We start from the raw sequence: 25,708 nt of genomic DNA on the forward strand, positions 1-25,708 counted from the left end.
GGAGCATGATATGACCATTCAGCAGATCAACAGCTTTGCCGCCGGCGAATGGGTTGCCCCCGGCGAGGGGGCGCGCAACATCACAAGCGCGATCACCGGCGATGTGATTGCAAGCGCCGGGAACAACGCGCTGGATGTCAGGGCGATGCTGGCCCACGGGCGCGAAATCGGCGGCTCAGCCCTGCGCAAGATGACGTTTCACGACCGCGCGCGGATGCTTAAGGCGCTGGCAACGCATCTGAACGAACACAAGCAGGCGCTTTACGATCTGTCTTTCGACACAGGCGCGACGCAGTCCGACAACATGATCGACATCGACGGCGGCATAGGGACGATGTTCGTTTTCGCCTCGAAAGGGCGGCGGGAAATGCCGGACGGCCACGTCTACCTTGATGGCGAGGTGGAACAATTGTCGCGCAACGGAACCTTCGTCGGGCAGCATGTCTGCACCCCGCTGCACGGCGTCGCGGTCCATATCAACGCGTTCAACTTCCCGGTTTGGGGGATGCTGGAAAAGCTGGCCCCGACCCTGCTGGCAGGTGTTCCGGCGATCGTGAAACCTGCCACCGCGTCCTGCTATGTGACCGAAGCCTGTGTGCGGTTGATGCTGGATAGCGGCATCCTGCCCAAAGGCGCATTGCAGCTTGTGTCGGGCGGGTTGGGCGACATGCTCGACCACCTTACGATGCAGGATGTGGTCAGCTTCACCGGGTCGGCCCAGACCGCGCTGAAACTGCGATCCGCGCCGCACATCCTTGAAAACTCGGTCCGGTTCGTGGCGGAGCAGGACAGCCTCAACGCGTCAATCCTCGGGCCGGATGTCGACCCCGGCACACCGGAATTCGACCTGTTCGTGAAAGAGGTGCAGCGCGAGATGACCGCGAAGGCGGGCCAGAAATGCACCGCGATCCGTCGCATCATCGCCCCCGACAACCGGGTCGAGGCGGTGATCGAGGCGCTGTCGGCGCGGCTTGCCAAGACCACCATCGGCGATCCGCGTCTGGAAAGCACCCGCATGGGCGCGTTGGTGTCAGGTAGCCAGAAACGCGACGTGCTGGAAAAGGCCGCGATCCTCGGGGCGGAGGCGGAGCGGGTGTTCGGCGACCCCGACAACTTTGCCGTCGAGGGCGCGGATGCCGGCAAGGGCGCGTTCCTGCCGCCGATGCTGTTTCACTGCGCCAGCCCCGACACCGCCGAACGCGTCCACGATACCGAAGCCTTCGGCCCGGTTTCGACGATCATGGGCTACCGCGATCTTGACCACGCCATCACGCTCGTCAACCGCGGGCAGGGCAGCCTTGTTGCGTCGGTCATCACACATGACCCGGATGTTGCGCGCGAGGTCGTGCTGGGCGCCGGGGCCTTCCACGGGCGGCTTTATTTCAACAACCGCGATTCAATGAGGGAATCGACGGGCCACGGATCACCCTTGCCCCACATGGTGCATGGCGGGCCGGGCCGGGCCGGCGGCGGAGAGGAGCTTGGCGGCGTGCGCGGTGCGATGCACTACATGCAGCGGACCGCGATCCAGGGCAGCCCGGATATCCTGTCGGCCATCGGCGATAAATGGGTGCCCGGCGGGACCGAGGTCAAAGGCCCAACCCACCCCTTCACCCGCAGCTTTACCGATTTGCAGATCGGCGAAACGATCCACACCGAACCCCGCAAGATCACGCTGGACGACATCGAACACTTCGCCAAGTTCACCGGCGACACGTTCTACGCCCACATGGATGATGAGGCCGCCGCCGCCAATCCGTTCTTCCCCGGTCGCGTCGCGCATGGCTACCTGCTGCTGTCCTTCGCGGCGGGCATGTTTGTCGAACCCAACCCCGGCCCGGTTCTGGCGAATACCGGCCTTGATAACCTGCGCTTCATGAAACCGGTGCAGGCGGGCGACAGCATGAAAGTGCGCCTGAGCGTCAAGAAAAAGACCAAGCGCAATGACGAATATGGCGAGGTCCGCTGGCATGTCACCCTGACCAATCAGGATGATGAGCTTGTGGCGGAATACGATCTGCTGACGATGAACGCCTACTGATGGGTGTCGCCGATCGCCTCTACCTGCCCGATCAGGGCGCGCGCTTCGGTCAGCGCTTTGCCGGTGGTTTCGGCCATCTGCGGCAGGATCATCCATTCCAGCGCCCACGCGCTGCCGGAGCGTTCCTGTTCATGGATCAGCGCATGGTTCAGCCCACCGACCAGCGCCGCGTTGTGACGGGCGAGAGTGACGAGCAATTCGGCCCGCACCGGGTTCTGCTTGTGCGCCATGGCAGAACTTTCGCCGCCACCCGACAGCGTGATCGCATCGACGCCCTGCTGCGCCATCAGCGCAATGTCCTGCCCGATCTTGCCAAGACTGCCAGAGACCAGCGACAGCCAGTTGCCATATTCAACCATGCCGTCACGCATCGCGTGCCACGGGGTTTCGGTCAGGCGAAGACGAAAATGATCGGCCAGACGACGGGCGACATCCGCCCCGTCGCGCAGGCCGACCGGGCCACCATGTTGCACAACCTCGATCCGCGGGCGCAATTGCGCGAGCCGGTCAAGGTGACGGGCCAACGGCTCCGCCCATGTTGTCACGCGATCGGCGACCGTGATCGGCAGCGCTGCCTGCATCCGCGTCCGGCCCATCAGGCTGTTTGCGCCATGCGTGTCCCGCATGGTGTGGAGTGCGGCTATCAACCCATCAAGCCGGGTCGACAACAAATCACTAAGCCCCCGCAGGGACAGAACGGTGCTGGTGTCGAGCAAATCCTGACTCGTCGCGCCGATATGCACGGTGGATTCGGCGTCACCAACATGATCTTTCAACTGCCGAACGAAGGCCGGAACCGGCGCCCCGTCGCGCCCTGTCGCATGGGTCACGGCATCAATGTCGGGCGTGAATGTCTCCATCCGCTCAAGCGCTTTGGCGGCCATGTCGGCGGGCACCGCCCCAGTATCGGCCAACGCCTGCGTCAACGCGCGTTCATAGTCGGCCATGTGATCCAGCATCGCATCTGCCGAGAACAACGCGGCCACCTCGGGATCGGTGAACAATGATGAAAACAGGGTATTCGAAACAGTCATGCGCGCAGTCTTTGCGGTTCTGCCGGCTTATGCAAGGCCAATGGCACCGCAACGCTCGCTTGCGTCAATCGGGGTTTCAACTAAGCTTTGGCTCGGTTGGAACGCAGGTTCCAAAAAGGGGGTGTGCTGACAGAACATGACCGCATGAGCATGTTGGATTCCGATCCGCCATGTGCATTCTAACGCTAGAAATTAACCGTATTGAAATCTCTGGGAGGATTACATGACCACACGTAGAACATTACTTGGCCTTGTTGGCGGCGCAGCCGTTGCAGCAATGGCAACTGGCTTTGCAGCCACCGGCGCCATGGCGCAGGAGGTGACGTTGAAGCTTCACCAATTCTTGCCGCCGCAGGCGAATGTGCCGAAGCTGATCCTTGATGTCTGGGCCGACAAAGTCGAAGCGGATTCTGACGGTCGCATCAAGATTGACCGCTTCCCGTCGATGCAGCTTGGCGGCACCCCGCCCGAACTGCTGGACCAAGCGATTGACGGCGTGGCCGACATTGTCTGGACCGTTGTCGGCTACACCCCCGGTCGGTTCCCCCGCGCCGAGGTGTTTGAATTGCCGTTCATGATCACCGACGCTCGCGCTGGATCAAGCGCCATGTGGCAGATGTTTGAAACCCACATGAAGGACACCGAATTCAAGGATGTCCACATCCTCGCCACATGGATGCACGGCCCCGGCATGTTCCACACAAGCGAACCGGTGGAGACTCCGGCAGACCTTGAAGGGCTGAAAATCCGCGGCGGGTCGCGCCTTGTGAACCAGTTGCTTGAACTGACGGGCGCGTCGCCCATCGGTATGCCAGTTCCGGCAATCCCGGAGGGGCTATCAAAGGGCGTCATTGATGGCACGACGATCCCTTGGGAAGTCACTCCGGCGCTGAAAATTCCGGAACTTGTTGAAAATCATACGGAATTTGAAGGTAACGCGCTTTACACGCTGACCTTTGTTCTAGCGATGAACAAGGAGGTTTACGAGGGGCTGCCAGAAGATCTTCAGGCGGTGCTTGACGAAAACTCCGGCCTCGAATTTTCGATCTTCGCGGGTGGCACGCAGGCGGATGCCGATGGCCCGGCGCGGGAACTGGCGCTTGATATGGGCAACAACATCATCACGGTCAGCGAAGAGCAGGCCGAGGAATGGCGCGCAGTCACCAACCCGATCTACGAAAGCTGGTTGGCCGAAATGGAAGCGCAAGGCATCGACGGTCAAGCGCTGATCGACGAAGCCCGCGCGTTGATGGACGCCTACGAAGGCTAAACCAAACGGCTGCGGCAGGAACACCTGCCGCAGCCATCCCCGCATTCAGTTTGGGAAGGCTGACGATGCACCGCTTCTTTTACGGATTGTCGAAATTCATGGCTTTGGTCGGCGGCACAGTCCTGACCCTGCTGATCCTGCTGACCTGCGTGTCGATCTTTGGGCGGTCGATGAATGGGTTTCTCCATTCCGACATGGTTGAAAACATCGCCCCCGGCGTCGCGGATTGGCTGCTGAACCTTGGCGTCGGCGCGGTCAATGGCGACTATGAAATCCTTGAGGCGGGCGTCGCCTTCGCGATCTTCGCGTTTATCCCGTTGTGTCAGATCACGTCCGGCCACGCGGTTGTGGATGTGTTCACCAATTGGCTGCCGGAACGCGCGAACCGCGTCCTGCAAATGCTGACCGAAATCGTCTTTGCGGTGGTGTTGGTGGTGATCGCGGTGCAGCTTGCATCAGGTCTTGAAAGCAAATTCCGCACGGGTCAGACGACGTTCCAGTTGCAGTTCCCGATCTGGTGGGCCTACGCGGCCAGTCTGGTCGGTGCCATCGTCGCGGCCGTTGTCGGAGTCTATATGGCCTGCGTCAGAACCTATGAATCCTTCACCGGGCAGACCATCGTGCCCGTTGGACACGGAGCCGACCATTGAGCAATATTGAAATCGGCATCGCGTCCTTTCCGGCGCTTCTGATCCTTATTTTCATGCGCGTGCCGATTGGCCTTGCCATGTTCGTCACCGGTTTTGTCGGGCTATATTTCGTGAATGGCGATAACTCCATCGCGTTGGCCAAGCTGAAATCCGAAACCTTCGGCACGTTTTCCAGCTATTCGCTGTCAATCGTACCGATGTTCTTGCTGATGGGTCATTTCGCCACCCTCGGCGGGATGAGCCAGGCGTTGTTCAAAGCCGCCGAAGGATGGCTGGGCCACAAGAAGGGCGGCGTCGCGATGGCGTCCGTCGGAGCCTGTGCGGGGTTTGGCGCGATCTGCGGGTCATCGCTCGCCACCGCCGCGACGATGAGCAGGGTCGCCCTGCCTGAGTTGCGGCAATACGGCTATGCGGGCGGGTTTTCCACCGCGACGCTTGCGGCGGGCGGCACGCTGGGCATCCTGATCCCGCCATCGGTGGTGCTGGTGATCTACGCGATCTTGACGGAACAGAACATCGCCAAGCTGTTCCTCGCCGCGTTTATCCCCGGCCTGCTTGCGGCGCTTGGCTATGTCATCGTGATTTCGATCTATGTGCGGCTTTACCCCAAATCCGCGGGCATCCGACCCCCGATCCCTTACGGCGAACGCATCCGCGGGCTGATCGACGTGTGGCCTGTCCTGCTGGTCTTCGGCCTCGTCGTCGGCGGTATCTATCTTGGATGGTTCACCCCGACCGAGGGGGCAGCCGTCGGCGCGTTTGGCACCGGGCTGATCGCGTTCCTGAATGGCGGTCTGAACCGCAGCACATTGATGGAGAGCTTTACCGTCACCGCGCGATCCACCGCGATGATCTTTTTCATCGTGCTGGGGGCCGGGTTCTACAACGGCTTCCTCGCGCTGACCCAAGTCCCGCAGGAGATTTCGAATTTCGTCGTCAGCCAGGGGTTCAGCCCGTGGATCGTTCTTGGCCTGATCCTGGTGTTCTACCTGCTGCTGGGCTGCCTGATGGACAGCCTGTCGATGATCCTACTGACGATCCCGATTTTTTGGCCCGTGATGATGGAGCTTGATTTCAACCTCGTCACCATGGAAGCGCTGCACGCCAAACGCGCGATGGAGGCGCTGGCCGCCACCCCGCCGCCTGAGATTGCGGAACCGATGCTCGCCTCGATCAAGCAAGTGCTCGCGGATGGCGGGTTGCTGGCCAAGGAACAGCTCGACGCGCTTGGCGTTCGGGCAAGCGAGGGGATGCTGAACCGCATCAATGTTGAACAGACCGCAATCTGGTTCGGTATCCTCGTGCTGATCGTGGTTGAGGTCGGGTTGATTACGCCGCCCGTCGGCATGAACCTGTTCATCATCAACGCGATGGACCGGTCGACGCCGATGGTCGAAACCTACAAGGCGGTGATGTTCTTCGTCGCATCCGACCTGTTCCGGGTCGTGCTTCTGGTGCTGTTCCCGGTTATCACGCTGTTCCTAATCCCATGGTAAAACCCCGCCGCGACGGATCGCGGCGGGATCATATCAATGCAGACACTCAAGCTGTTTCGTGACCTGCGGGCGTTTCGGCGCCCCTTGGCTCGACGCGGCGATGCTATCCGCAATCCGGTTCGCGGCGACCCGCGCGGCGTAGAAATACCCCTGAAAGGTGACGCCGAACCCCGTGAACCATAGCCCCGGGTTTTGCAGGTCTTTCTGCCCCGTGCCGTGGCGCGGATGTCCGTAGTCGTTCATCACATCCAGATCACCGAAAACAGGCTCTAGATCGGACCGATAGCCGGTCGCGCAGATCACCACGTCGGGGTCGATAACCTGCCCATCTTTCAGCACGACATTCGTGCCGTCAAACCGCTTGGTTTCTTCGACGATCCGCATCTTGCCGCGCTTCAGCGCCCGCACGAAACCGTTGTCGAGCGCGGGTGTTACGCCTTCGGTGGCCATACGTGTCGCAGCGCCGGTCGGATGGCTCCTTAGCCCGTATTTGGTCAGATCACCGTAGACCAACCGCTGTGTCAGCCCCAGCAAACGGTCCAGAACCGGTGGCGATATCATCGCGAACACATTTGCCATCCGGTGCATTGGAATGCCCAGCAACCATGTCGGGATGATCGTCGGACCGTGCCGCAGCGATACCCAGATCCGTTGCGCATAAACCCCCGCGAGGTGGTTCAGCACGTCAGTGCCGGAATTGCCCGCGCCGATCACCAGCACCTTGCGGCCCTCGAACCGGCGCACATCGCCAAGATGGGCGGAATGCAGGATTTCGCCGCGAAAGCTGTCCTTGCCGGGCCAATCGGGGATGTCCGGCGTCTTTTGGCTGCCGGTCGCGATGATCAGATGTTCGGTCAGGTAAACGCCACGGTTTGTCTCAACCTCCCACCCGCCGAGGGTTTTGTGAATCCGCTCGACCGAGGTGTTGAACTTGATCGGCACGCCGACGTGTTTCGCGTAACCCTCGATATAGTCGATCACCGTGTCGCGGGTGATAAACGGCCCGTCCTGCCTGGTCAGCGGATGGCCCGGAAGCTCTGCGAATTTGCGGTGAATGTTCAGCCGCAACTGGGGATGGCGCGCGCGCCATGGGTCCGCGACCTGATCCCGCGCTTCAAGGATTGTGACGTCGATATTTTTGGCCTTCAGCGCCTGCGCGGCGGCAAGGCCGGAGTGTCCCGCCCCGATCACAAGGGCGCGGTGGTGTGATGCATGTTCCATTTTCTGTTCCAAATATGTGCCGGTGCGCAGGGGCAGTCCGGCGGTGTTAGGGGGTCAGTTCTTTCTTCAGCAGCACCCATTCGGTGCCGTCGTAATCCCAGTCATCCTTGACCATCTGGCGGCGGGCGATTTCGGCAAATCCGAACCGCTCATACATCTGCAAAGCAGGGTTGGTGTCGCCGGTAATGATGCTCATCGCGCTATGTCCCGCGCGCCGCGCACGGGTCTCTGCATGGGTCAGCAGTGCGGTTGCGGCCCCGCGTTTTCGGCCGTTGGGGTAGGTCGCCAGCACGTTGATGTACCAAGTGTCCGGCACCAGCGTTTCCAATTCAAGAAACGGGACGAACATGGCCGGCACCTCGGTCGGATCAACCGGGGTCACTTCTTTCGGCAAGGCGTATGAGATGATCGAAGAGATCACCTGCGCCCCGTTTTCCGCGACATCCGCGTTGAGGTAGGAAAATCCGCCCTCGGTGCGTTGCGCGCGGCGGCGGCCAACGTCCATCGCGGTCTCACCGCCTTCGCGCATGGAATCCCACACGTAAAGCGGCAGGCCATCGCCCGCCATGACGATCAGATCGGCCAGCGCGGGCGCGTCCTTCGGCGTTGCTGGCCGGATATTAACAGTCTGTAACATTGTGTTTCCTTTGAGAATAAATGCCCGGCCGCGGCGATCCAATACTCCGCCGCGACCAGGTGCTCGTCAGGGGCGCGCTGCGTCCCAGACGCCACCGACACCGTCGCCAGAGGTTTGCCCCGGCGCGCTGTCACCAGCCCAAAAATAGAGCGGCATGCCGGCAGCATTCGCCCATTGCCTTGATCCGTCCGCACGTCTGATCAGTTTTGATCCATCGTTTGACCGCGGATTGGCGCCTGCCAGAAACGGCGGCCACGATTGCGCGCAGCCCCCAACACAGGTCGACCGACCCGCACGATCATTGCGGAAGGTATAAAGTGTCAGCCCATTGCCGGACGACGCAAGAACCGCGCCGATTTCCGTGTTGGTCACCGCGGTTGGCTGTGCCGAAGCGGCACCCGCCATCGCGATCAATGCTGCTGAGATAAGAATACATTTCATGTCAAAAGTCCTTTTTTGTCAAAGTGTTGTGCCCGCCCCGACCTAATCAGCCGGGGCACGCCTTGGTCTTAGCCTTGCGGGGTCACGACAGAGGCGTCGCCCGACAGTTCAAACGTCGCGTTGACGCCCATGAACTCGTTGAACCCCAGCAGTTTCTGCATCATCACACCGTCCTGATCGGCATAGTCGCCGGTCGCACCGGTGATCGGGCGCGCGTTGAACACGCCCTTGTCGGCCAGTTCGGTGCCCTGGGTGATGACGGTGTCGCCATCGTTGAACACGAAGACCTGCCGACTGATGAGCCAGACACCGGATTCCGTGTTGCCGCCTTCGCCGACGAACCAGCCATCACAGGTCCATGTGCCGAGAACGAGTTCGGGGTAGACTGCGCTGCCGTCTTCGTTGACGCCGGAGGATTCACCCTGAAGCGTGCCGGCCGGGTAGATGTAGCCTTGGGTCACGAACGGGTTGCCGTGGGCCGGCATTCCGTTTTCATGCACCGGAGCATCGGCGAAGGCGAACCGCGTGTGGTCTTCCGCAACATCGAATTTTTGCAGTACTTCCGCCGCGTAGGCATCACAGGCAGCAACCGACGCAAGCGCGGTCGCGAGGAGGAGTTTCTTAATCATCGTTCAGTCCTTGAAATTAAGTTTCAGTCAGTAAGGGAGAGTGCAGCCGCGCCGGTTTGGGTCGGCGAGGCCGCGGGTTTTCGGGCCGCTTGGCAACCGCGAAACAGTGGATGGGTGCTAGACGCCCCGGAAGGCGTCGCTCATCTGATGGATGTGCCGGTGATCGGTTCCGCAGCAGCCGCCAAAAACGTTGAGGCGCGGCAGCAGGCGGGTCAGATCGGTGCACAGGTGCCCAAGCTCAGCCGGGTTGCCGTCATCAAGCTCTTCCGCCTGATCGAGCTCCGCATGGGACATGCGGGACGCGTTGGCGCGAACCCCTTGAATCCGGTCCCTCCAGTCGCCCGCCTCTTCCAGCATCGCGCGGAAGTGATCGGGATGGGCGCAGTTGATCATGTAATACGCAGGCCGGGCCGGGCCGCTGCCGTCGGTTTCAGCGATTGCATCGGCAAGCGCCTGACCACTTGGCAGGGTGCCATCGGTTTCGACGGTAAAGCTGACGACGCAGGGAATGTCCGCCTCACCCGCCGCGCGGGCAATGCCGATCGCTTCGGGCGCGTTGGTCATCGTCACCGCCGATAGCATGTCAGCGCGGGTATGCGCGAGCGTATCGACCTGAAGGGTGTGATATTCCTCAGCCTCTTTCGGGGTCATCAGCATGCCGGGATCATACCCGTCGCCGCGCGGCCCTATCACGCCGTTGATCAGGATCGCGTCCCCATTCGGCGCGTCCCACCGCAGCGCATCGGCAAAGGCGACCGCGTTGCGGTTGACCTCGGCCACGTCCTTAGCGGACAGGCCCAGTTTGGCCGCCCAGTCCGGGTTCGCCCGCCATGTCGGCGTGTCGAGAACGAACCCCGCTTGCGATTCCTCGGCCATCCGCAGGAACGGCACGAAGTATTCGCGCAGGGCCGCGCGGCCCTCTTTCGTTGCCAAAAGTTCAAACGCCGCGAATTCCCGCAGCTCAATCCCCTTCTGGAACACCAGCCAGGTTTCCAGCCCGCCATCGGTCAGGAACAGGGTGTCGCTTTGATGCGGCAGCATCGGGGTATGAATCGTCATCATTGTGATCTCCGTGATTTGTGTCATGGAGAGGTGATGACGGCCAAACGTGTGAACGACCGTGGTAATGACCGTGGTAATTTCCTTGGACAAGCGTGTTAATTGCAGAAAAACTGGCGAAATGACTGATGAAGCGCTGAAAATATCCGTGTTGGGAGAGGTCGCCGTGATCCGCGGCGATGCGGCGGCTGTGCTGCCATCCTCGCGCAAGGCGCGGGCGCTTTTGGGGTTTCTGGCGACGACCGGGCGACCTGTGCGCCGTGAACGGCTGTGCGAATTGTTCTGGGATCTGCCGGATGATCCGCGCGGATCGCTTCGCTGGGCGCTGTCAAAATTACGGCCCGTGGTCGATAGCGGCGACGCCCACCGGATCGTCGCGGACCGGGAGCGTGTCGCGCTGGACCGGGCCAATGTCGACGTTGATATCGTCGCTATCCGCAAGCGCCTGCTGGACGATCCGCCCTTCATCCCACCGGCAGAGCTGCGTGTGATGGCCGAACAGCTATCGCATGTCTTCCTCGACGGATTGGACAGCGCGGGCGAGGAGACGTTTCAGGCGTGGCTGTCCGCTGAGCGTGACGACATCCACCTGCTGCACCTCAATGTGCTGCGCCGCCTCGCGCTTCACCCCGACATGCCGCAGCCAGAGGCCGTCAACTGGGCGAAGCGATGGCAGTACGAAACGCCGTTGCAGGCAGAGTCCGCCCGTGGCCTGATCACCGCCCTGACCCGCGCCGGGCGCATGGACGAAGCAAAACGGGCAGAAGATGATTTTCGCACCGCCGCCGCGGCCGCCGGAATCGAAGTCACCGAACCCCTGCAAGACGATCTGTCGGCCCGCACCATCGAAGAAGATACTTATGTCCGCCCCCCGGAACCGCGCCCGCGCCAGATGCTCCGCAATCAGAATATCGGCTTTTGCCACGCCAGCGACGGCGCGCGCATCGCCTATGCGACGGTTGGGGAAGGCCGCCCGCTGGTCAAAGCGGCGAACTGGCTGAACCACCTCGTTCTTGATTGGGGCAGCCCGATCTGGGGCCAGACCTTCGCCGCCTGCGCCGATGGGCGGCAGTTCATCCGCTACGACGAACGCGGCAATGGCCTGTCGGATTGGGAGGTCGAGGATCTGAGTTTTGAGGCCTTCGTGAAAGACCTTGAAACCGTGGTCGACGCGCTTGGCCTTGAACGCTTCCCGTTGCTTGGCATTTCGCAGGGTTGCGCGGTGTCCGTCGAATACGCCGCGCGCCACCCTGAACGGGTGTCGGGGCTGGTGCTGATTTCCGGTTACGCGACCGGCTGGCGCATTGGCGCGAGCGCCGAGGAACAGGAACGGCGCGAGGCTGTGCTGACCCTGACCCGCCACGGCTGGGGCACCAGCAACCCGGCCTACCGCCACATCTTTTCGCAGACCTTCATGCCCGATGCGAAACCCGAAGAACTCGCATGGTTCGATGAATTCCAGCGCCAGACGACATCGGCCGAGAACGCCGTGCGCTTTCAGGAGGCGTTCGGCGATATCGACGTGCGTGAAACGATGGGCAAGGTGCAGGCGCCGACCATCGTATTTCACGCCCGCAACGATCAGCGCATCGCGATCGAACAGGGCCGCGACCTTGCCGTTGGTATTCCGGGGGCGGAGTTTGTGCCGCTCGACAGCCGCAACCACATCCTGCTGGGGCACGAACCGGCGTGGCAGGAATGTGTGGAACGCACAACCGAATTTCTAACGCAGCACGATATTTAGCGCCTAGTTCAGCGTCACGACCTTTCCGGGGTTCATGATGTTGTCCGGGTCCACGGCCTTTTTCAGCGTCGCCATTAGCGCGTAGGCACCGCCATGTTCTGCCTGCATATACTTGCGTTTGCCAAGGCCGACACCATGTTCGCCTGTCACCGTGCCACCAAGTTCCAGCGCAAGATGGTTGACCTTGGCGGCAAGGGCGTTGGCGCGCTTCATCTCGTCTTCGTTCCCCGGCTCGACCAGGATCAGCAGGTGAAAATTGCCGTCCCCGACATGACCCACGATGGGTGCGATCAGGCCGGACTCTGCAATCTCCTCCTTCGTCCGCGCGATACATTCGGCGAGGGCAGAGATTGGCACGCAGCAATCGGTGACAACCCCCTCAGCGCCCTTCCGCAGCGATTTGCCCGCGTAATAGGCGTTGTGCCGTGCCTTCCATAGGCGGTTGCGATCTTCGGTCTTGGTGGCCCATTTGAAATCCGACCCGCCGGAGTCTTCGCTGATGCTGCGGAACATCTCGACCTGCTCCGCCACGCCCGCTTCGGAGCCGTGGAATTCAAGAAACAGATGCGGCGTTTCAGCCATCGGCATATCGGGGTTGTAGATGTTCATCCCCTTCATCTGCATATCGTCCAGCAGTTCAACCCGCGCCAGCGGCAGCCCGATCTGGATCGCCATGATGACCGCGTTGACGGCGTTTTCAATCGTATCAAACGCGCACGTCGCGGCAGAGATCGTTTCAGGCTGCCCGAACAGCCGCACCGTCAGCTTGGTGATGATGCCCAGCGTGCCTTCGGAGCCGACGAACAGATGCGTCAGGTCATATCCGGCAGAGGATTTCCGCGCCCGGCTACCGGTTTCGATGATCTGGCCGTTGGGCAACACGACCTCAAGCGCCAGCACGTTTTCCCGCATGGTTCCGTAACGGACAGAGTTCGTGCCAGACGCCCGCGTCGCCGCCATGCCGCCGAGTGTCGCGTCCGCCCCCGGGTCGACGGTGAACATCAGGCCGGTCGCGCGCAGTTCTTCGTTCAACTGGGTGCGGGTCACGCCGGGCTCGACCACCGCATCAAGGTCGCTGTCGTGGATTTCAAGCACCTTGTTCATTCGGCTCGTATCCACGCTGACGCCGCCCGCGACGGGGATCACGTGGCCTTCCAGCGAGGTGCCGATGCCGTAGGGCACGACCGGGCATTTGTGGCGGGCGCAGATTTTGACGACCTCTGACACTTCTTCCGTCGTTTCAGGAAACGCCACCGCATCGGGCATGACGGGGGTGCTATACGCCTCATCATGGCTGTGCATTTCGAGGATGGAGCTTCCGGTCGAAAGCCGATCCCCCAGCAGCGCTTTCAACTCTTCAATGGCAGATGCGATGTTCTGGCTGGTCATGGTCGGCCCCCTTTCCCTTCGGTTTTACACCATCCGTTGCGGGGGAAAATGGTCGATTTCGTTTATGCGCGGGGGCGGAGCGTTTTCGGGTCGTAGGGGGATCGTTCAATCACCCGCGCGGAGATCAGCTCGCCGAGGATGTCGATGGTGAACGCGGTGTCCGTTGCCGCAAATTCCGGCACAACGAACGCGTAGGCAAGGTTCTTACCCACCCGATGCCCCCAGTCGCCCGAGGTCACGGTGCCGATCACCGCGCCATCCAGCATCACCGACGCCCCGCCATGCGCGGGGGCGTGGGTGCAATCGACCGCAAGCGTCACGAGCGTGCGCGACGGCTTACCCTTCCGTTTCGCGAGCGCGGCGTTCCCGATGAAATCGCCCCCATCCCGCACAAACCTGTCCAGCCCCGTTTCATAGGGATCAAATTCGGTCAGAATATCCGCTTTCCAGTGCAGATACCCCTTTTCCAGTCGCATCGATTCTACCGCGCGCGCGCCGAACAGGGCCATCCCATGCGCCTCTCCCGCCGCGCGGAGTGCGAGGTAGGCGGCGTAAAGCTGGTTGTTCGGAACGTGGATTTCATAAGCAAGTTCGCCCGAAAAGCTGACCGACATGACGACCGCCGGGGCGATGCCGATAAAACACTCCCGCACCGACAGCCACGGGAATGCCGCTGCCGACCAATCGGCCCGGCTGACCGCCTGCATGACGTCGCGCGATTTCGGCCCCGCAAGCACGAGGATCGTCCAATCGTTCGTCAGTGACCTGAGCGTTACGTCCTCGTCCCCCAGATGCCCGCGCAGCCAGTCCATGTCGTGCCATTCGGCGGCAGCGGCAGACCCATACCAGATCCGGCCATCGGGAAGGTTGGCGATCGTCGCCTCAGCCTTCAGCATACCGTGGTGGTTCAGCAGATAGCCAAGGCCGACCCGCCCCGACTTGCGCGTCACCTTTCCGCAGATCATCCGGTCGAGGAAATCATGCACCCCGCTGCCCGTCAGTTCGATCCGGTTGAAGCCATTCACTTCGGCCAGTCCGACGCCGTTCTGAACGCTTGCCACCTCTGCAGCGATAACGTCGAACGCTTCGGTGAAGTTGAAGCTGTGGGTTTCGGTGAAATCCGGCGTCGGTTTGAAGTAATCCGCGCGCTCCCAGCCGTTCACGACGGTGAACTCCGCCCCTTCCGCCGCGAGGATCGGCGTCAGCGGGGTCGTCTTTGCGGGACGTCCCGCCGGGCGGTGTTCGTGGGGAAAGTGAAAGCGGAATTCGTTCTGGTAATCCTCCACCGCCTTCAGCGCGGTCAGCTCGACATTGCCATGCCCGGTGAACCTTCGGGGGTCGATGCACCATGTGTCGTAACACGCCTCTCCGTGCACGATCTGCTGGGCCAGCAGCCAGCCATGCCCTCCGCCTTCGCCAAGCCCCGCGCGCAACCCGATGATGCAGAAGGCGTTGCGCTTGCCGGGGATCGGCCCGACCTGCGGCGCGCCGTCGATCGTGTAGGTGATCGGGCCGTTGACGACGGTGTGAATTCCGACCTCCATCAGCGCGGGCATCCGGGCGAACGCTCCTTCCAGCACGTCGGTCACGCGGTCAAGGTCGTCGGGGCAAAGGGCATTGACGAAGTTCGGGTCGATCCCGTCCATGCCCCATGTTTTACAGTCCTGTTCGTAGAACCCGAGCAGCAGCCCGTTTTTTTCCTGCCTACAGTAATAGTCGCTGATCGGACAACGCAGCAGCGGCATCCGATGGCCCGCGTCGATGATCGCCTGAATCGGTTCGGTCAGGAAATACTGATGCTCCATCGAGGCGACCGGGTGCTGCACCCCCATCATCGCGCCGACTTCGTTAACGCGGTAGCCGCCGGCGTTGACGACGATTTCGGCGCGGATGTCGCCCTTGTCGGTGTGGACGATCCAGCTATCGTCAGCTTGCTGCGTCAGCCCTGTCACGGGCGTGTGGCGATGCACCTCGGCCCCCGCGTTCCGCGCCCGGCGGGCGAGCGCCTGGCAAAGCTGCGCCGGGTCAATGTCCCCATCCATCGGGTCCCACAGCCCGCCAAGCAGATTGTCCGTCGAAATCAACGGGTGCCGCCGCGCGCATTCGGCGGCGTCGATCACCTCAAACTCCACCCCCATGCCCCGCGCCATCGACGCGAAGTGGCGGTATCCGTCCATCTGTGCCTGAGTGTTGGCCAGACGGATACCGCCGTCTCCGTGGTGGTAATTGATGGGGTAATCCGGGTCTTCGGCAAGCTCCTTGTAAAGCGCGATGGAGTGCGACTTCAGCCCCACCATCGTCTGGTTCATCCCAAAATTCGTCACCTGCGCGGCGGAATGCCAAGTGGTGCCTGATGTCAGTTCATCCCGCTCAAGCAGCATGACATCGCTCCACCCCTCCTGCGTCAGATGATAAAGCGTCGAGCATCCGGCGATCCCGCCGCCGATCACCACCACCCTGGTTTGCGTTTTCATCTGACGACTCCGCCGGGTTTCACCTGCTATCAGTCACGGTATCAGCGCATTGGTCAATACCGTCGGTAAAGTTCCTTTTTTCCCGAAATCCACCTTCGGGAATTGTGCACGTGGGCGACAACATGCTTGTCAGGTCGCGGCTTCCGGGGTCAACTGAACGGGCATGATGCAGGGGCCAGCCAATGGCAGAGGATTCACCGCCGCAAAGAAGATCGGGCCGCCGTGAACGGATGGCGAAACGGGCGCTGCCGCCTGCGATCAACCCAGCCGCCCCCGGTCAGAGCGGCGGCGCATATAAGCCGCTCAGCGATCCTGATCTCCGCGCGATCTACAACACGGCGCTGAAGTTGCTGGCGGAGCTTGGGATGGGCGAAACACCCGCGGCCCTTGCCGACCTGCTAACCGCTGCCGGGGCAGTCGACAACGGCGCGGGGCGCATCCTCCTCCCCCAAACGCTTGTTGAGGACGCGATCGACAAAGCCGCCAAGCAGTTCGTCTTTCATGGCCGGGACGAGGATCGTTCAATCGACGTCGGCGGCAACCGGGTTCACTTCGGCACCGGCGGCGCGGCGGTTCAAACGCTCGACCTTGATAGCGGGGTGTATCGGCCATCGACCTTGCGCGATTTGCATGATTTCACCCGGCTTCAGGACACGCTGACCAATGTAAGCTGGTTCACCCGCTGCTGCATCGCGACCGACGTGCCGGACCCCTTCGACCTTGACGTGAACACCGCCTACGCGCTTCTGAAAAACACGACAAAGCCTGTCGCCACTGCCTTTACCCTTGCCGAACACGTCGCGCCCATCGTGCAGATGTTCGACATTGCCGCCGGGGGCGAAGGTGCGTTCGCCCGTCGCCCGTTCGTCAAGGCCCATATCAGCCCGGTGATTTCCCCGATGCGGTTCGGCGCGGATGCGGTTGAGGTGGTGTTTGAATGTATCCGCCACAATATCCCGATGTCGTGCATTACCGCGGCGCAATCGGGTGCCACGGCCCCCGCGACGCTGGCCGGGTTCCTCGCCCAATCGCTTGCCGAAACGCTGGCGAGCCTCGTGATGGTCAATATCCTGAAACCTGGTCATCCGATGGTGTTTTCCAACTGGCCGCTGGTGATCGACCTTCGAACCGGCGCGTTCGCCGGCGGCGGCGGAGAGATCGCGGTGCTGAACGCCGCGTCCGCACAGCTTTCAAACTGGCTGGGCCTGCCATCTGGCGTTGCGGCGTCGATGACCGACGCCAAGGCGATCGACGCGCAATATGGCGTTGAAAAGGGCATGACATCGCTCGCCGCTGGCCTTGCCGGAGGCAACTTGATCTACGAAAGCTCCGGCATGACCGCATCGTTGTTGGGCGCGAGTTTTGAGGCGTTCGTGCTTGACGATGAAATGCACTCAAACACCTACCGGGCGCTTCGGGGGATCGAGGTTAGCGAAGAAAACCTAGGGTTTGACGCCATCTGCGACGCGGTGCTGGGCGAAGGGCATTTCCTTGGTGGCCGGCACACCTTTGCCGCGATGGAGCGGGATTATTTCTATCCCGACCTTGCCGACCGCGACACGCCCCAGACATGGGCCGACAAGGGTGCGCCCGACGCCTGGCGGCTGGCCCGCGCCAAGGCCCGCGCGGTGTTGGCGACGCATCGTCCCGATTACCTGTCGGCCGAACAAAACAAGGCGATCCGCGCGGCGTTTAACATCCTCGAATAATGCGACGAAATGGTGGCTGGCGCTTGCTTCAGATTGCGCCTAGAACGGCGGCATGACTGGTATCGTCCGGCCCATTTTTGCAAGGCTTCTGGTCGCCCTCGCGCTGATTTGCGGGATGGCGACGTCGGGCTTTGCGCATCGCCTTGGCCCGCCGACGCTGGATGCCGGATTGCTGGCTTATCTTGAAGCAGGCGGCGCTTTTGCCGACCTTTGCGGCGATCCTGACGATCCGCTGCACCCGTCGGGGCAGGTTTGCGAAGCCTGCCGCCTAATCGGCGCCGCCGTGTTGCCCTCGACCACCGATTCAGCGACCAAGGTCGATCTTGGCAATGCCCGTCATCTGACGGCAACCGACCATTCCGAACACCGATCTTTCATACGTGATCCAAGCTGGGGTGCCCGCGCACCACCGCGCGCCTGACGCCTAGCACTCCAAAACGATCACAAAGGCGGCGGAATTCCCGCGCCCGACACTATGAAAGACCAAAGTCATGAAAAAGATTCTCGCAACCGCAGCCGCACTCGCCCTTGGTTTCAGCATGGCCCACGCCGATGAATTCATCGCTGGTGAACTGACGATCAACCACCCGATGGCCTTTGAAACCGCCAAAACCGCAATGACCGGCGGCGGCTTTCTGTCCGTCACGAATAATGGCACCGAAGACGACCGCCTGATCGCGGTTCGCGCCGATTTCCCGAAGGTTGAACTTCATACCACCGAAGAAAAAGACGGCATCGCCAAGATGATGCACGTTGACGCGATCGACATTCCGGCAGGCGAAACCGTCGCGCTGGAACCCGGCGGATTTCACATTATGTTCATGGGCCTTGGCGGTGATCCGTTCGAGATCGGCGAAGAGATCCCCGCAACGCTCGTCTTCGAAAACTCGGGCGAGGTTGAGGTAATGTTCAACGTCGAAGAACGCACGACGGAACACGGCAGCAGCCACAGCACCACCAACTGATGCAATGGTCGGGTGGCGGATGCTAATCTGGCCGCCCGATCAGACCCGCGCAGCCCACATGCGAAAACGCCCCTGCCCGGTCACTTCGCGGATCAGGTCGCGGTCTGCCAGACGGTTAAGGTTGCGCTGAACCGCCGCGCGGGATGCGCCGGTTTGCTGCTCTAACGCCTCAGCCGATAGCATCGGCCAATTGGCAAAGGCTGTGATCAGCAGCGCCGGAGTGCGCCCTGAAAGGTCCGATACTGCCGCCGTCGCCCGCGCTTCCCACGCGGCGATGCGGTCAAGTTCCATCAACATGCGCAGGCATTGGGTTTCGGCGCCTTGATAGAAACTGCTCAGCCGCGCCTCGACCGACCCGGCCATCGGTATTCCGGCGAAGGGCAGAAACCCTGCCCCCTCCCGCGCGCCGCGAGGGGTTCCCGCGCCGATCTTTGCGGCGACCACCGCGCCTTCGATCCGCGCGGCCTCGCCCGACAGATCAAGCTGGTGCCACAGATGCCACGCATAGGCACCGCGCGTGATGGGGTGAGACTCCGCAAGATCAGACAGGGAGGACCAGAACCGCTCCTCCAACGCCGCGAACTCCGCCCCTTGCGGACGGTCCACCAAATCGCGGGCAGTCGCATCGTCGAGCGTGGCGCGGCCCAGCAGATCGGCCAGTCCATCGGTGCTGATAGGTTGCCCGTCTGACAGACGCCGCATCGCCCATCCGGCGCGGGCAAAGGCGGGCATGTCATCCCCCGCCCGCGTGATCCGCGCGGCGAGATACAGCGCGATCCGGTCCGCCGACAGCCGGTCGCCCAACTGCCAGCTCAGCTCTGCCACCTGCATCAGAACCGCCCGTTCGCGGATGCCGCGATGCACCCGTTTCAGCCGATCATCCAGCGCCCCGAACGCCCCCGCCGCCCGCGCTAGCGCCACGGCGAGCGTTCGTTCTGCCCCCTGCCATGCCCCTGCGTCGCCGCGTTCCCGATCCGCGACCGGCCACGGCAAATTCGCGCCCTGATCCCGCTCAGCCTCCCCCACTTCTGGGTCGGGCAGAAACCACAATTCTTCTTCCGGAGTCTCCTCCGGGTCATAGGGCGATTTTGGCGGTGGATCATCTGGGTTCTGCATAGAGTTTGGTCACCCTTTGGGTCTTATGCGCAAAATACATCGGTTTTGATCAAAGCGAAACGTTGAGCGATGAGAGGTGACTCAGCGACCCTCCAAAATCGCTTGAAACCCGAATAAATTAACGCGCATTCATCATTCCTGATGTACGTTCATCAAAAATTTGTAGACGAGAGGTACGTGCCTCATTTACCATTTCTTCAGCACTCGGGCGAATCGGGCGACGACCTGAAAAGCGACGCAGTGCCCATGGGAGGATGATATGAAAACCTATAAATTAGCGACTGCCAGTGCGCTGGCCATTGCCGCAACAGGCATGGTCAGCACAGCTCAAGCCGAAGACCTGACGCTTTGCTGGGCGGCGTGGGACCCGGCGAATGCCCTCGTCGAACTATCCAAGGATTTCGAAGCCGAAAGCGGCCACACGATGAGTTTTGAGTTCGTGCCGTGGCCCAACTTTGCCGACCGGATGCTGAATGAGCTGAACTCTGGCGGGCAATTGTGCGACCTGCTGATCGGGGACAGCCAGTGGATCGGCGGTGGTGCCGAAAACGGCCATTACGTAAAGCTGAACGATTTCTTTGACAGCAGCGGCATCAGCATGGACGATTTTGCTGACGCAACCGTTTACGCCTATTCGACTTGGCCTAAAGGCACGCCGAACTACTATGCCCTGCCCGCGATGGGGGATGCGAACGGCTGGTTCTATCGCAAGGACTGGTTCGAACGCGAAGACATCCAAGCGGCCTTTATGGAAGCGACGGGCCGTGAGCTTGCCGAACCCACGAGCCAGCGAGAGCTGCTGGAAATCGCCCAGTTCTTCCAAGGGCGCGAGATTGACGGAAACACCGTCTACGGCGCGGCGATCTTTACCGAGCGTGGTTCTGAAGGGATCACGATGGGTATCACCGGCGCACTTTATCCTTGGGGGTTCAAATATGAAAACGAACCCGGATCGTATGACATGGAAGGTGCCGTGAACTCACCCGAAGCGGTCGAGGCGTTGGAGTTCTACAAGGAATTCTACGAAACAGCGACGCCGCCGGGCTACACCAACAGCTACATGGGTGAATCGCTCGATGCGTTCAAATCCGGTCAGGTTGCGATGGCGATGAACTGGTTTGCGTTCTTCCCCGGCCTTTACGCCGACCCGGATGTCGGTGGGGACAAGATCGACTTCTTCGTGAATCCGCCGCAGAACCAGGCCGGATCGACCCTCGGCGGCCAAGGCATTTCCGTCGTCAGCTACTCCGACAAGCAGGACGCAGCGCTTGAATACATCAAGTGGTTTGCCCAGCCCGAGGTGCAGCAAAAATGGTGGGATCTTGGCGGTTATTCGGCCCATAACGCGGTGCTCGAAGATCCGGGGTTTGAGGCCAGCGCGCCCTTCGCCGGCGACTTCCTTGTCGCGATGCAGGACGTTCAGGATTTCTGGCAGGAACCGGCCTATGCCGAACTTTTGCTGGCGATGCAGAAACGAATGCATGACTACGTCGTCGCCGATCAGGGCACCGCGCAGGAAGCGCTGGACAAGCTGATCGAGGACTGGACCGAAGTCTTCGAGGACGAAGGCAAACTGTAAGCAAAGTGGTGGCGGGCATCCTGCCCGCCCTACACTCTCTCCAACGGTAAGGCGGCGCCTGCGCCCGCCTCACCACAGGGAAGTTGCGCCCGATGTCAGACACCCCCATCACCCGCGCCGCCGAAGCGACCCCGCCCGGCATCGCCCGCAAGGTTCGCGGGCTAAGCGACCGGGCCATCGCGTGGCTGTTCGTCGGCCCAACGATCCTGCTGCTGCTGGCGATCAACATTTTCCCGCTGATCTGGACGATCAACCTCAGCTTCACCGACTTCAAGGCGAACCGTGCCGGGCGCGAGATCAAGAATGTCGGCCTGCGCAACTATGAACGCATCCTGACCGACAGCGACATCTGGCTGAACATGCAGGCCACCGCGCATTTCCTGTTCTGGACGATCTTTTTTCAGGTGTTGATCGGCTTCACGCTCGCCTACCTCATCAACAAGAAATTCAAGGGGAACGATCTTTGGACAACGATCATCGTGTTGCCGATGATGTTGTCCCCGGCTGTGGTTGGGAACTTCTGGAAATTCCTCTACCAGCCGCAAATCGGGCTGTTTAATTACATCGTCGGCTGGTTCACCGGCAAAGACCCGTCGAGTTTTGAAATGCTCGGCTCGGTCAGCCTTGCGCCGTGGTCCATCGTGATCGTCGATACATGGATGTGGACGCCCTTTGTCATGCTGATCTGTCTTGCGGGGCTGCGAAGTATTCCCGATTACATCTATGAGGCGGCAGAGATCGACCGCGCCTCAAAACTGCGCCAGTTCTTCACGATCACCATTCCGATGGTGCTGCCGTTCCTGATGCTCGCCGTGCTTTTTCGGGGGATCGAGAACTTCAAGATGTTCGATCTGGTTGTGCAACTGACCGGCGGTGGACCGGGATCGACGACCGAGCTGACCTCGATCAACCTCAAGCGCGAGGCATTTGAGAAATGGCGCACCGGCTATGCCTCGGCCTACGCGATCATATTGTTTGTGACGGTCTTCGGCCTCGCCTCAATCTACGTCAAAGCGCTGAACAAGGTGAAAGAAAGATGAGCAGTTTTTCCGTCACCGAACCTACCAAACGCGCCAAGTGGATCGCGGGCACCTTGGTCATTGTCTATGCGCTGATCACGATGATCCCATTGGCGTGGATCATGCTGACGGGGTTCAAGACGCCTGCCGATGCGATCTCCTACCCGCCAAAGGTGGTGTTTGAACCGACGCTTGAAGGTTACGTGAACCTGTTTACCACGCGCACCCGGCAGACCGACGAGTTCCTCGCCGCGAACCCGCCGGAAACTTGGTATGAGGAAATCGTGCGCCAATACGACATGGTCATCGCTGGCCCGTCGAAATTCGGCGAGCGGTTCCTGAATTCGGTTATTATCGGTTTTGGCTCAACCTTCCTGTCGATCTTTCTTGGCACGCTTGCGGCCTATGGTTTCAGTCGGTTCAAGATCCCCTTGGCGGACGATCTGCTATTCTTCATCCTCAGCACGCGAATGATGCCGCCAATTGCCGTGGCGATCCCGATTTTCCTGATGTATCGCAATCTTGGTCTGTCGGACACGCATCTGGGGATGATCCTGCTTTACACGGCGGTCAACATCTCGCTTGCCGTCTGGCTGCTTAAAGGCTTCATCGACGAAATCCCGCGAGAATATGAAGAGGCGGCGCTGATCGATGGCTACACCCGGTTTCAGGCGTTCTACAAAGTCGTGCTGCCACAGGCGGCAACGGGCATCGCCTCAACCGCGATTTTCTGCCTGATCTTTGCATGGAACGAATACGCCTTCGCGGTTCTGCTGACTTCAGGCACGGCGCAGACAGCGCCGCCGTTCATCCCGACCATCATCGGCGTTGGCGGGCTTGATTGGCCAGCGGTCGCGGCGGGGGCTACGATCTTCCTGATCCCGGTGATGATCTTCACCATCATGCTGCGCAAACACCTGCTGCGCGGAATCACATTCGGGGCGGTGCGGAAATGAGCAACTTCATCAACGGTCTTCTCCGCCTCAGACGCGGCCCGTGGGAACTGGTGGCGACCATCCTGATCGCCCTCGGTGTCTTCATGCTGATGCAGCCCTTTGTGCTTTGGGGCTTCACCTATTCCTTCATTGTTACGCTGATCGGCACGGTGATGTTCATCGTCGTCAGCCATTTCCCGGAGTAGCGCATGGCAGAGATCGTCATCAAGAACCTGCGCAAGACCTTCGGGGACTTCACCGCCGTGCGCGACAGTTCCTTCACCATCAAGGACGGAGAGTTCTTCATGCTGCTCGGCCCCTCCGGCTGCGGCAAGACCACGACGCTGAGGATGATCGCGGGGCTGGAGCTGCCGACCTCGGGCGAAATCTACCTCGACGGAGAAGAGATCAGCCAGCAGCCCCCGTCGAAGCGCGATATCGCCTTCGTTTTCCAGATGTTCGCGCTTTACCCACACATGAACGTGCGGCGCAATATCAGCTATCCGCTGGTCAGTCAGGGCATGGCGAAGGCCGACGTAAAGGCTAAGGTGGCCGAGGTCGCGAATATCCTTGGCATAAACGATATTCTGGATCGGCCCGTTGGTGGTCTGTCCGGCGGGGATCGCCAGCGCGTGGCCCTTGGCCGCGCCATCGTCCGCGACCCCAAGGCGTTCATGATGGACGAACCGCTCGGCGCGCTTGATGCAGAGTTTCGCGAACACATGGCCGAAGAACTCCGCGCGCTGCACGACCGGATGAACGCCACAACCGTCTATGTCACCCACGATCAGCTTGAGGCAATGCAGATGGGTGACAAGATCGTTGTCATGAATAACGCCGTGGTCGAACAATTCGGCACGCCGCAAGAGATTTACGATAAGCCCGCGACCATGTTTGTCGCGGATTTCATCGGTTCGCCGTCCATGAATTTCCTTCACTTTGACGGGCAAATCCAAAAGGACAGTGCGCGCGTTGCGATGAACGGCGCGACCTACGCCGTGCCGAAACAGCACACAGATGCTGGCGGCAAGCTGGTGTTCGGCGTCCGCCCGGAACACGTTCGCCTGTCCGATAGCGGTGGGCTTCGGGCCGGGGTTCTCGCGACCGAATACCTTGGCACCACGCAGATCATCACGCTTGATTCAGGCAACGGAGAGTTAAAGGCCCGCGTCGATGCCGACCAGCCGGTGAAGGTGGGGGAGTCCGTCGGCCTCGACTTCAAACCCGAAACGATCACGCTGTTTGACGCGGAAAGCGGGGCGGCCCTGCCCTCTGCCCTGAACGAAGGGGTCGTCGCCCATGGCTGAAGTCGTCCTGAAGAACATCAGCAAGAGCTTCGGCAAGGACGTTGCGATTGACGACCTGTCGATGACGATCCCCGATGGCGCATTCGTTGTCCTGCTTGGCCCCACGGGGGCTGGCAAAACCACGACGCTGCGCCTGATCTCAGGTCTCGAAACACTCGATGCCGGAGAAATCTTCATCGGCGGGCGCAAGGTCAATTCCGAAACCCCGGCGCAGCGCGATGTGGCGATGGTGTTCCAGCAATACTCGCTTTATCCGCATATGAGCGTGCGAGATAATCTGGCGTTTCCGCTTCGCTCTCCGATCCTGAAAACGCCCGACGACCAGGTCAAGAAACGTGTCGCTGAGGTGGCGGAGATCTTGCAGATCCCCCACAAGCTCGACAACAAAGCGACGGAGCTTTCGGGTGGCGAGATGCAGCGTGTTTCCATCGGACGGGCGCTGGTGCGCGACCCTTCGATTTACCTTATGGATGAACCGCTTAGCTCTCTCGACGCGAAATTGCGCAATGATCTGCGGGTGGAACTGAAGCGCATTCAGGCGAGCCTTGGGGCCACGATGCTCTACGTCACCCACGACCAGATCGAAGCGATGACCATGGCCACCCATGTCGGCGTGTTGCACGATGGAAAGCTCGTCCAATTCGGCACCCCACGCGAAATCTACGAAGACCCGAAAAGCATCTATGTCGCCAGCCGCCTTGGCCTGCCGCGCATCAACATCCTGCCCGCCGATCTGTTTGATGCAGGCCGGAACAGCGGTCAGAAAATCGGGTTGCGGCCCGAGAATATCCGCCAAGGCGAAGGCAAACCGGCAGAGGTTCAGCGCGTCGAACATCTGGGCGACCAGACCCGTCTGCATCTGACGCTAGAGGGTCACGCGATAACCACGATTGCCACGGCAGGGACCGATTATCCGGTGGGTTCGACCGTGAAGGTTTCGCCGCGAAACCCTCTGTTCTTCGCCGCTGACGGCACGCGCATTTCTTAGGGAGG

At 61.1% G+C, this 25,708-nt stretch carries 23 protein-coding genes; 14 read left to right on the forward strand and 9 right to left on the reverse strand.

Going from position 1 to position 25,708, the window contains the following annotated elements; genetic code table 11:
• Positions 1 to 10 precede the first annotated feature (10 nt).
• Positions 11 to 2,041, forward strand: coding sequence for a phenylacetic acid degradation bifunctional protein PaaZ (paaZ, locus tag ACEWPJ_RS15270; RefSeq protein WP_416513978.1), 2,031 nt, complete (start codon positions 11 to 13; stop codon positions 2,039 to 2,041).
• On the opposite strand, the gene ACEWPJ_RS15275 is transcribed toward paaZ, so the two are convergent.
• The gene (locus tag ACEWPJ_RS15275) at positions 2,035 to 3,075 is read right to left on the reverse strand and encodes a 3-carboxy-cis,cis-muconate cycloisomerase (RefSeq protein WP_416513979.1); all 1,041 of its coding nucleotides are present in this window, start codon (positions 3,073 to 3,075) and stop codon (positions 2,035 to 2,037) included. The genes paaZ and ACEWPJ_RS15275 overlap by 7 nt on opposite strands.
• A gap of 223 nt (positions 3,076 to 3,298) precedes the next feature.
• Here ACEWPJ_RS15275 and ACEWPJ_RS15280 point away from each other — a divergent pair, with 223 nt between their 5' ends.
• The 3 genes from ACEWPJ_RS15280 (at position 3,299) to ACEWPJ_RS15290 (ending at position 6,491) form a co-directional block, all read left to right on the forward strand.
• Positions 3,299 to 4,345, forward strand: coding sequence for a TRAP transporter substrate-binding protein (locus ACEWPJ_RS15280; RefSeq protein WP_416513980.1), 1,047 nt, complete (start codon positions 3,299 to 3,301; stop codon positions 4,343 to 4,345).
• Between the two features lie 65 nt (positions 4,346 to 4,410).
• A complete protein-coding gene (locus ACEWPJ_RS15285; RefSeq protein ID WP_416513981.1) occupies positions 4,411 to 4,995 on the forward strand; it encodes a TRAP transporter small permease in 585 nt (194 codons plus the stop codon).
• Complete coding sequence (locus ACEWPJ_RS15290; RefSeq protein WP_416513982.1) at positions 4,992 to 6,491, forward strand: TRAP transporter large permease; 1,500 nt, start codon at positions 4,992 to 4,994, stop codon at positions 6,489 to 6,491. The genes ACEWPJ_RS15285 and ACEWPJ_RS15290 overlap by 4 nt, the downstream gene beginning before the upstream one ends.
• 33 nt (positions 6,492 to 6,524) lie before the next feature.
• On the opposite strand, the gene ACEWPJ_RS15295 is transcribed toward ACEWPJ_RS15290, so the two are convergent.
• The 5 genes from ACEWPJ_RS15295 to ACEWPJ_RS15315 all read right to left on the reverse strand — a co-directional run bounded on the left by ACEWPJ_RS15295 (position 6,525) and on the right by ACEWPJ_RS15315 (position 10,481).
• Entirely contained in the window at positions 6,525 to 7,712 is a 1,188-nt protein-coding gene (locus ACEWPJ_RS15295; protein WP_416513983.1) for a flavin-containing monooxygenase, read from the reverse strand.
• A gap of 46 nt (positions 7,713 to 7,758) precedes the next feature.
• Positions 7,759 to 8,349 (reverse strand): GNAT family N-acetyltransferase, encoded by a 591-nt coding sequence (locus ACEWPJ_RS15300; RefSeq protein WP_416513984.1) that lies wholly within the window; start codon positions 8,347 to 8,349, stop codon positions 7,759 to 7,761.
• A 66-nt stretch (positions 8,350 to 8,415) separates the two neighbouring features.
• Positions 8,416 to 8,790 (reverse strand): hypothetical protein, encoded by a 375-nt coding sequence (locus ACEWPJ_RS15305; RefSeq protein ID WP_416513985.1) that lies wholly within the window; start codon positions 8,788 to 8,790, stop codon positions 8,416 to 8,418.
• 68 nt (positions 8,791 to 8,858) lie between these two features.
• Positions 8,859 to 9,419, reverse strand: a complete 561-nt coding sequence (locus tag ACEWPJ_RS15310; protein WP_416513986.1) for a hypothetical protein — start codon at positions 9,417 to 9,419, stop codon at positions 8,859 to 8,861.
• A 117-nt stretch (positions 9,420 to 9,536) separates the two neighbouring features.
• Positions 9,537 to 10,481 (reverse strand): homocysteine S-methyltransferase family protein, encoded by a 945-nt coding sequence (locus ACEWPJ_RS15315; protein ID WP_416513987.1) that lies wholly within the window; start codon positions 10,479 to 10,481, stop codon positions 9,537 to 9,539.
• A gap of 118 nt (positions 10,482 to 10,599) precedes the next feature.
• Between ACEWPJ_RS15315 and ACEWPJ_RS15320 the strand changes: the two genes are divergently transcribed.
• The gene (locus tag ACEWPJ_RS15320) at positions 10,600 to 12,222 is read left to right on the forward strand and encodes an alpha/beta fold hydrolase (protein WP_416513988.1); all 1,623 of its coding nucleotides are present in this window, start codon (positions 10,600 to 10,602) and stop codon (positions 12,220 to 12,222) included.
• Positions 12,223 to 12,225: 3 nt separating this feature from the next.
• On the opposite strand, the gene ACEWPJ_RS15325 is transcribed toward ACEWPJ_RS15320, so the two are convergent.
• The gene (locus tag ACEWPJ_RS15325; RefSeq protein WP_416513989.1) at positions 12,226 to 13,611 is read right to left on the reverse strand and encodes an FAD-binding oxidoreductase; all 1,386 of its coding nucleotides are present in this window, start codon (positions 13,609 to 13,611) and stop codon (positions 12,226 to 12,228) included.
• A 62-nt stretch (positions 13,612 to 13,673) separates the two neighbouring features.
• Entirely contained in the window at positions 13,674 to 16,085 is a 2,412-nt protein-coding gene (locus tag ACEWPJ_RS15330; RefSeq protein WP_416513990.1) for a GcvT family protein, read from the reverse strand.
• A 182-nt stretch (positions 16,086 to 16,267) separates the two neighbouring features.
• Here ACEWPJ_RS15330 and ACEWPJ_RS15335 point away from each other — a divergent pair, with 182 nt between their 5' ends.
• The 3 genes from ACEWPJ_RS15335 to ACEWPJ_RS15345 all read left to right on the forward strand — a co-directional run bounded on the left by ACEWPJ_RS15335 (position 16,268) and on the right by ACEWPJ_RS15345 (position 18,759).
• Positions 16,268 to 17,794 carry a trimethylamine methyltransferase family protein gene (locus ACEWPJ_RS15335; RefSeq protein WP_416513991.1) on the forward strand — a complete coding sequence of 509 codons (1,527 nt, stop codon included), beginning with the start codon at positions 16,268 to 16,270 and terminating at the stop codon, positions 17,792 to 17,794.
• Between the two features lie 52 nt (positions 17,795 to 17,846).
• The gene (locus ACEWPJ_RS15340) at positions 17,847 to 18,215 is read left to right on the forward strand and encodes a hypothetical protein (RefSeq protein WP_416513992.1); all 369 of its coding nucleotides are present in this window, start codon (positions 17,847 to 17,849) and stop codon (positions 18,213 to 18,215) included.
• A gap of 70 nt (positions 18,216 to 18,285) precedes the next feature.
• Complete coding sequence (locus ACEWPJ_RS15345; RefSeq protein WP_416513993.1) at positions 18,286 to 18,759, forward strand: copper chaperone PCu(A)C; 474 nt, start codon at positions 18,286 to 18,288, stop codon at positions 18,757 to 18,759.
• A gap of 39 nt (positions 18,760 to 18,798) precedes the next feature.
• On the opposite strand, the gene ACEWPJ_RS15350 is transcribed toward ACEWPJ_RS15345, so the two are convergent.
• The gene (locus ACEWPJ_RS15350) at positions 18,799 to 19,875 is read right to left on the reverse strand and encodes a hypothetical protein (protein ID WP_416513994.1); all 1,077 of its coding nucleotides are present in this window, start codon (positions 19,873 to 19,875) and stop codon (positions 18,799 to 18,801) included.
• Positions 19,876 to 20,134: 259 nt separating this feature from the next.
• On the opposite strand from ACEWPJ_RS15350, the gene ACEWPJ_RS15355 reads away from it, so the two are divergent.
• The 6 genes from ACEWPJ_RS15355 to ACEWPJ_RS15380 all read left to right on the forward strand — a co-directional run bounded on the left by ACEWPJ_RS15355 (position 20,135) and on the right by ACEWPJ_RS15380 (position 25,703).
• Positions 20,135 to 21,454, forward strand: a complete 1,320-nt coding sequence (locus ACEWPJ_RS15355) for an ABC transporter substrate-binding protein (protein WP_416513995.1) — start codon at positions 20,135 to 20,137, stop codon at positions 21,452 to 21,454.
• 92 nt (positions 21,455 to 21,546) lie between these two features.
• Entirely contained in the window at positions 21,547 to 22,494 is a 948-nt protein-coding gene (locus tag ACEWPJ_RS15360; RefSeq protein ID WP_416513996.1) for a carbohydrate ABC transporter permease, read from the forward strand.
• Positions 22,491 to 23,429 carry a carbohydrate ABC transporter permease gene (locus ACEWPJ_RS15365; protein ID WP_416513997.1) on the forward strand — a complete coding sequence of 313 codons (939 nt, stop codon included), beginning with the start codon at positions 22,491 to 22,493 and terminating at the stop codon, positions 23,427 to 23,429. The genes ACEWPJ_RS15360 and ACEWPJ_RS15365 overlap by 4 nt, the downstream gene beginning before the upstream one ends.
• A complete protein-coding gene (locus ACEWPJ_RS15370; protein WP_416513998.1) occupies positions 23,426 to 23,614 on the forward strand; it encodes a hypothetical protein in 189 nt (62 codons plus the stop codon). The genes ACEWPJ_RS15365 and ACEWPJ_RS15370 overlap by 4 nt, the downstream gene beginning before the upstream one ends.
• Before the next feature lie 3 nt (positions 23,615 to 23,617).
• Positions 23,618 to 24,715, forward strand: a complete 1,098-nt coding sequence (locus ACEWPJ_RS15375) for an ABC transporter ATP-binding protein (RefSeq protein WP_416513999.1) — start codon at positions 23,618 to 23,620, stop codon at positions 24,713 to 24,715.
• A complete protein-coding gene (locus ACEWPJ_RS15380; RefSeq protein ID WP_416514000.1) occupies positions 24,708 to 25,703 on the forward strand; it encodes an ABC transporter ATP-binding protein in 996 nt (331 codons plus the stop codon). The genes ACEWPJ_RS15375 and ACEWPJ_RS15380 overlap by 8 nt, the downstream gene beginning before the upstream one ends.
• Positions 25,704 to 25,708: the final 5 nt, after the last annotated feature.

The organism is Aliiroseovarius sp. YM-037 (genome assembly GCF_048060095.1).
Classification (GTDB): Bacteria; Pseudomonadota; Alphaproteobacteria; order Rhodobacterales; family Rhodobacteraceae; genus JBLUOA01.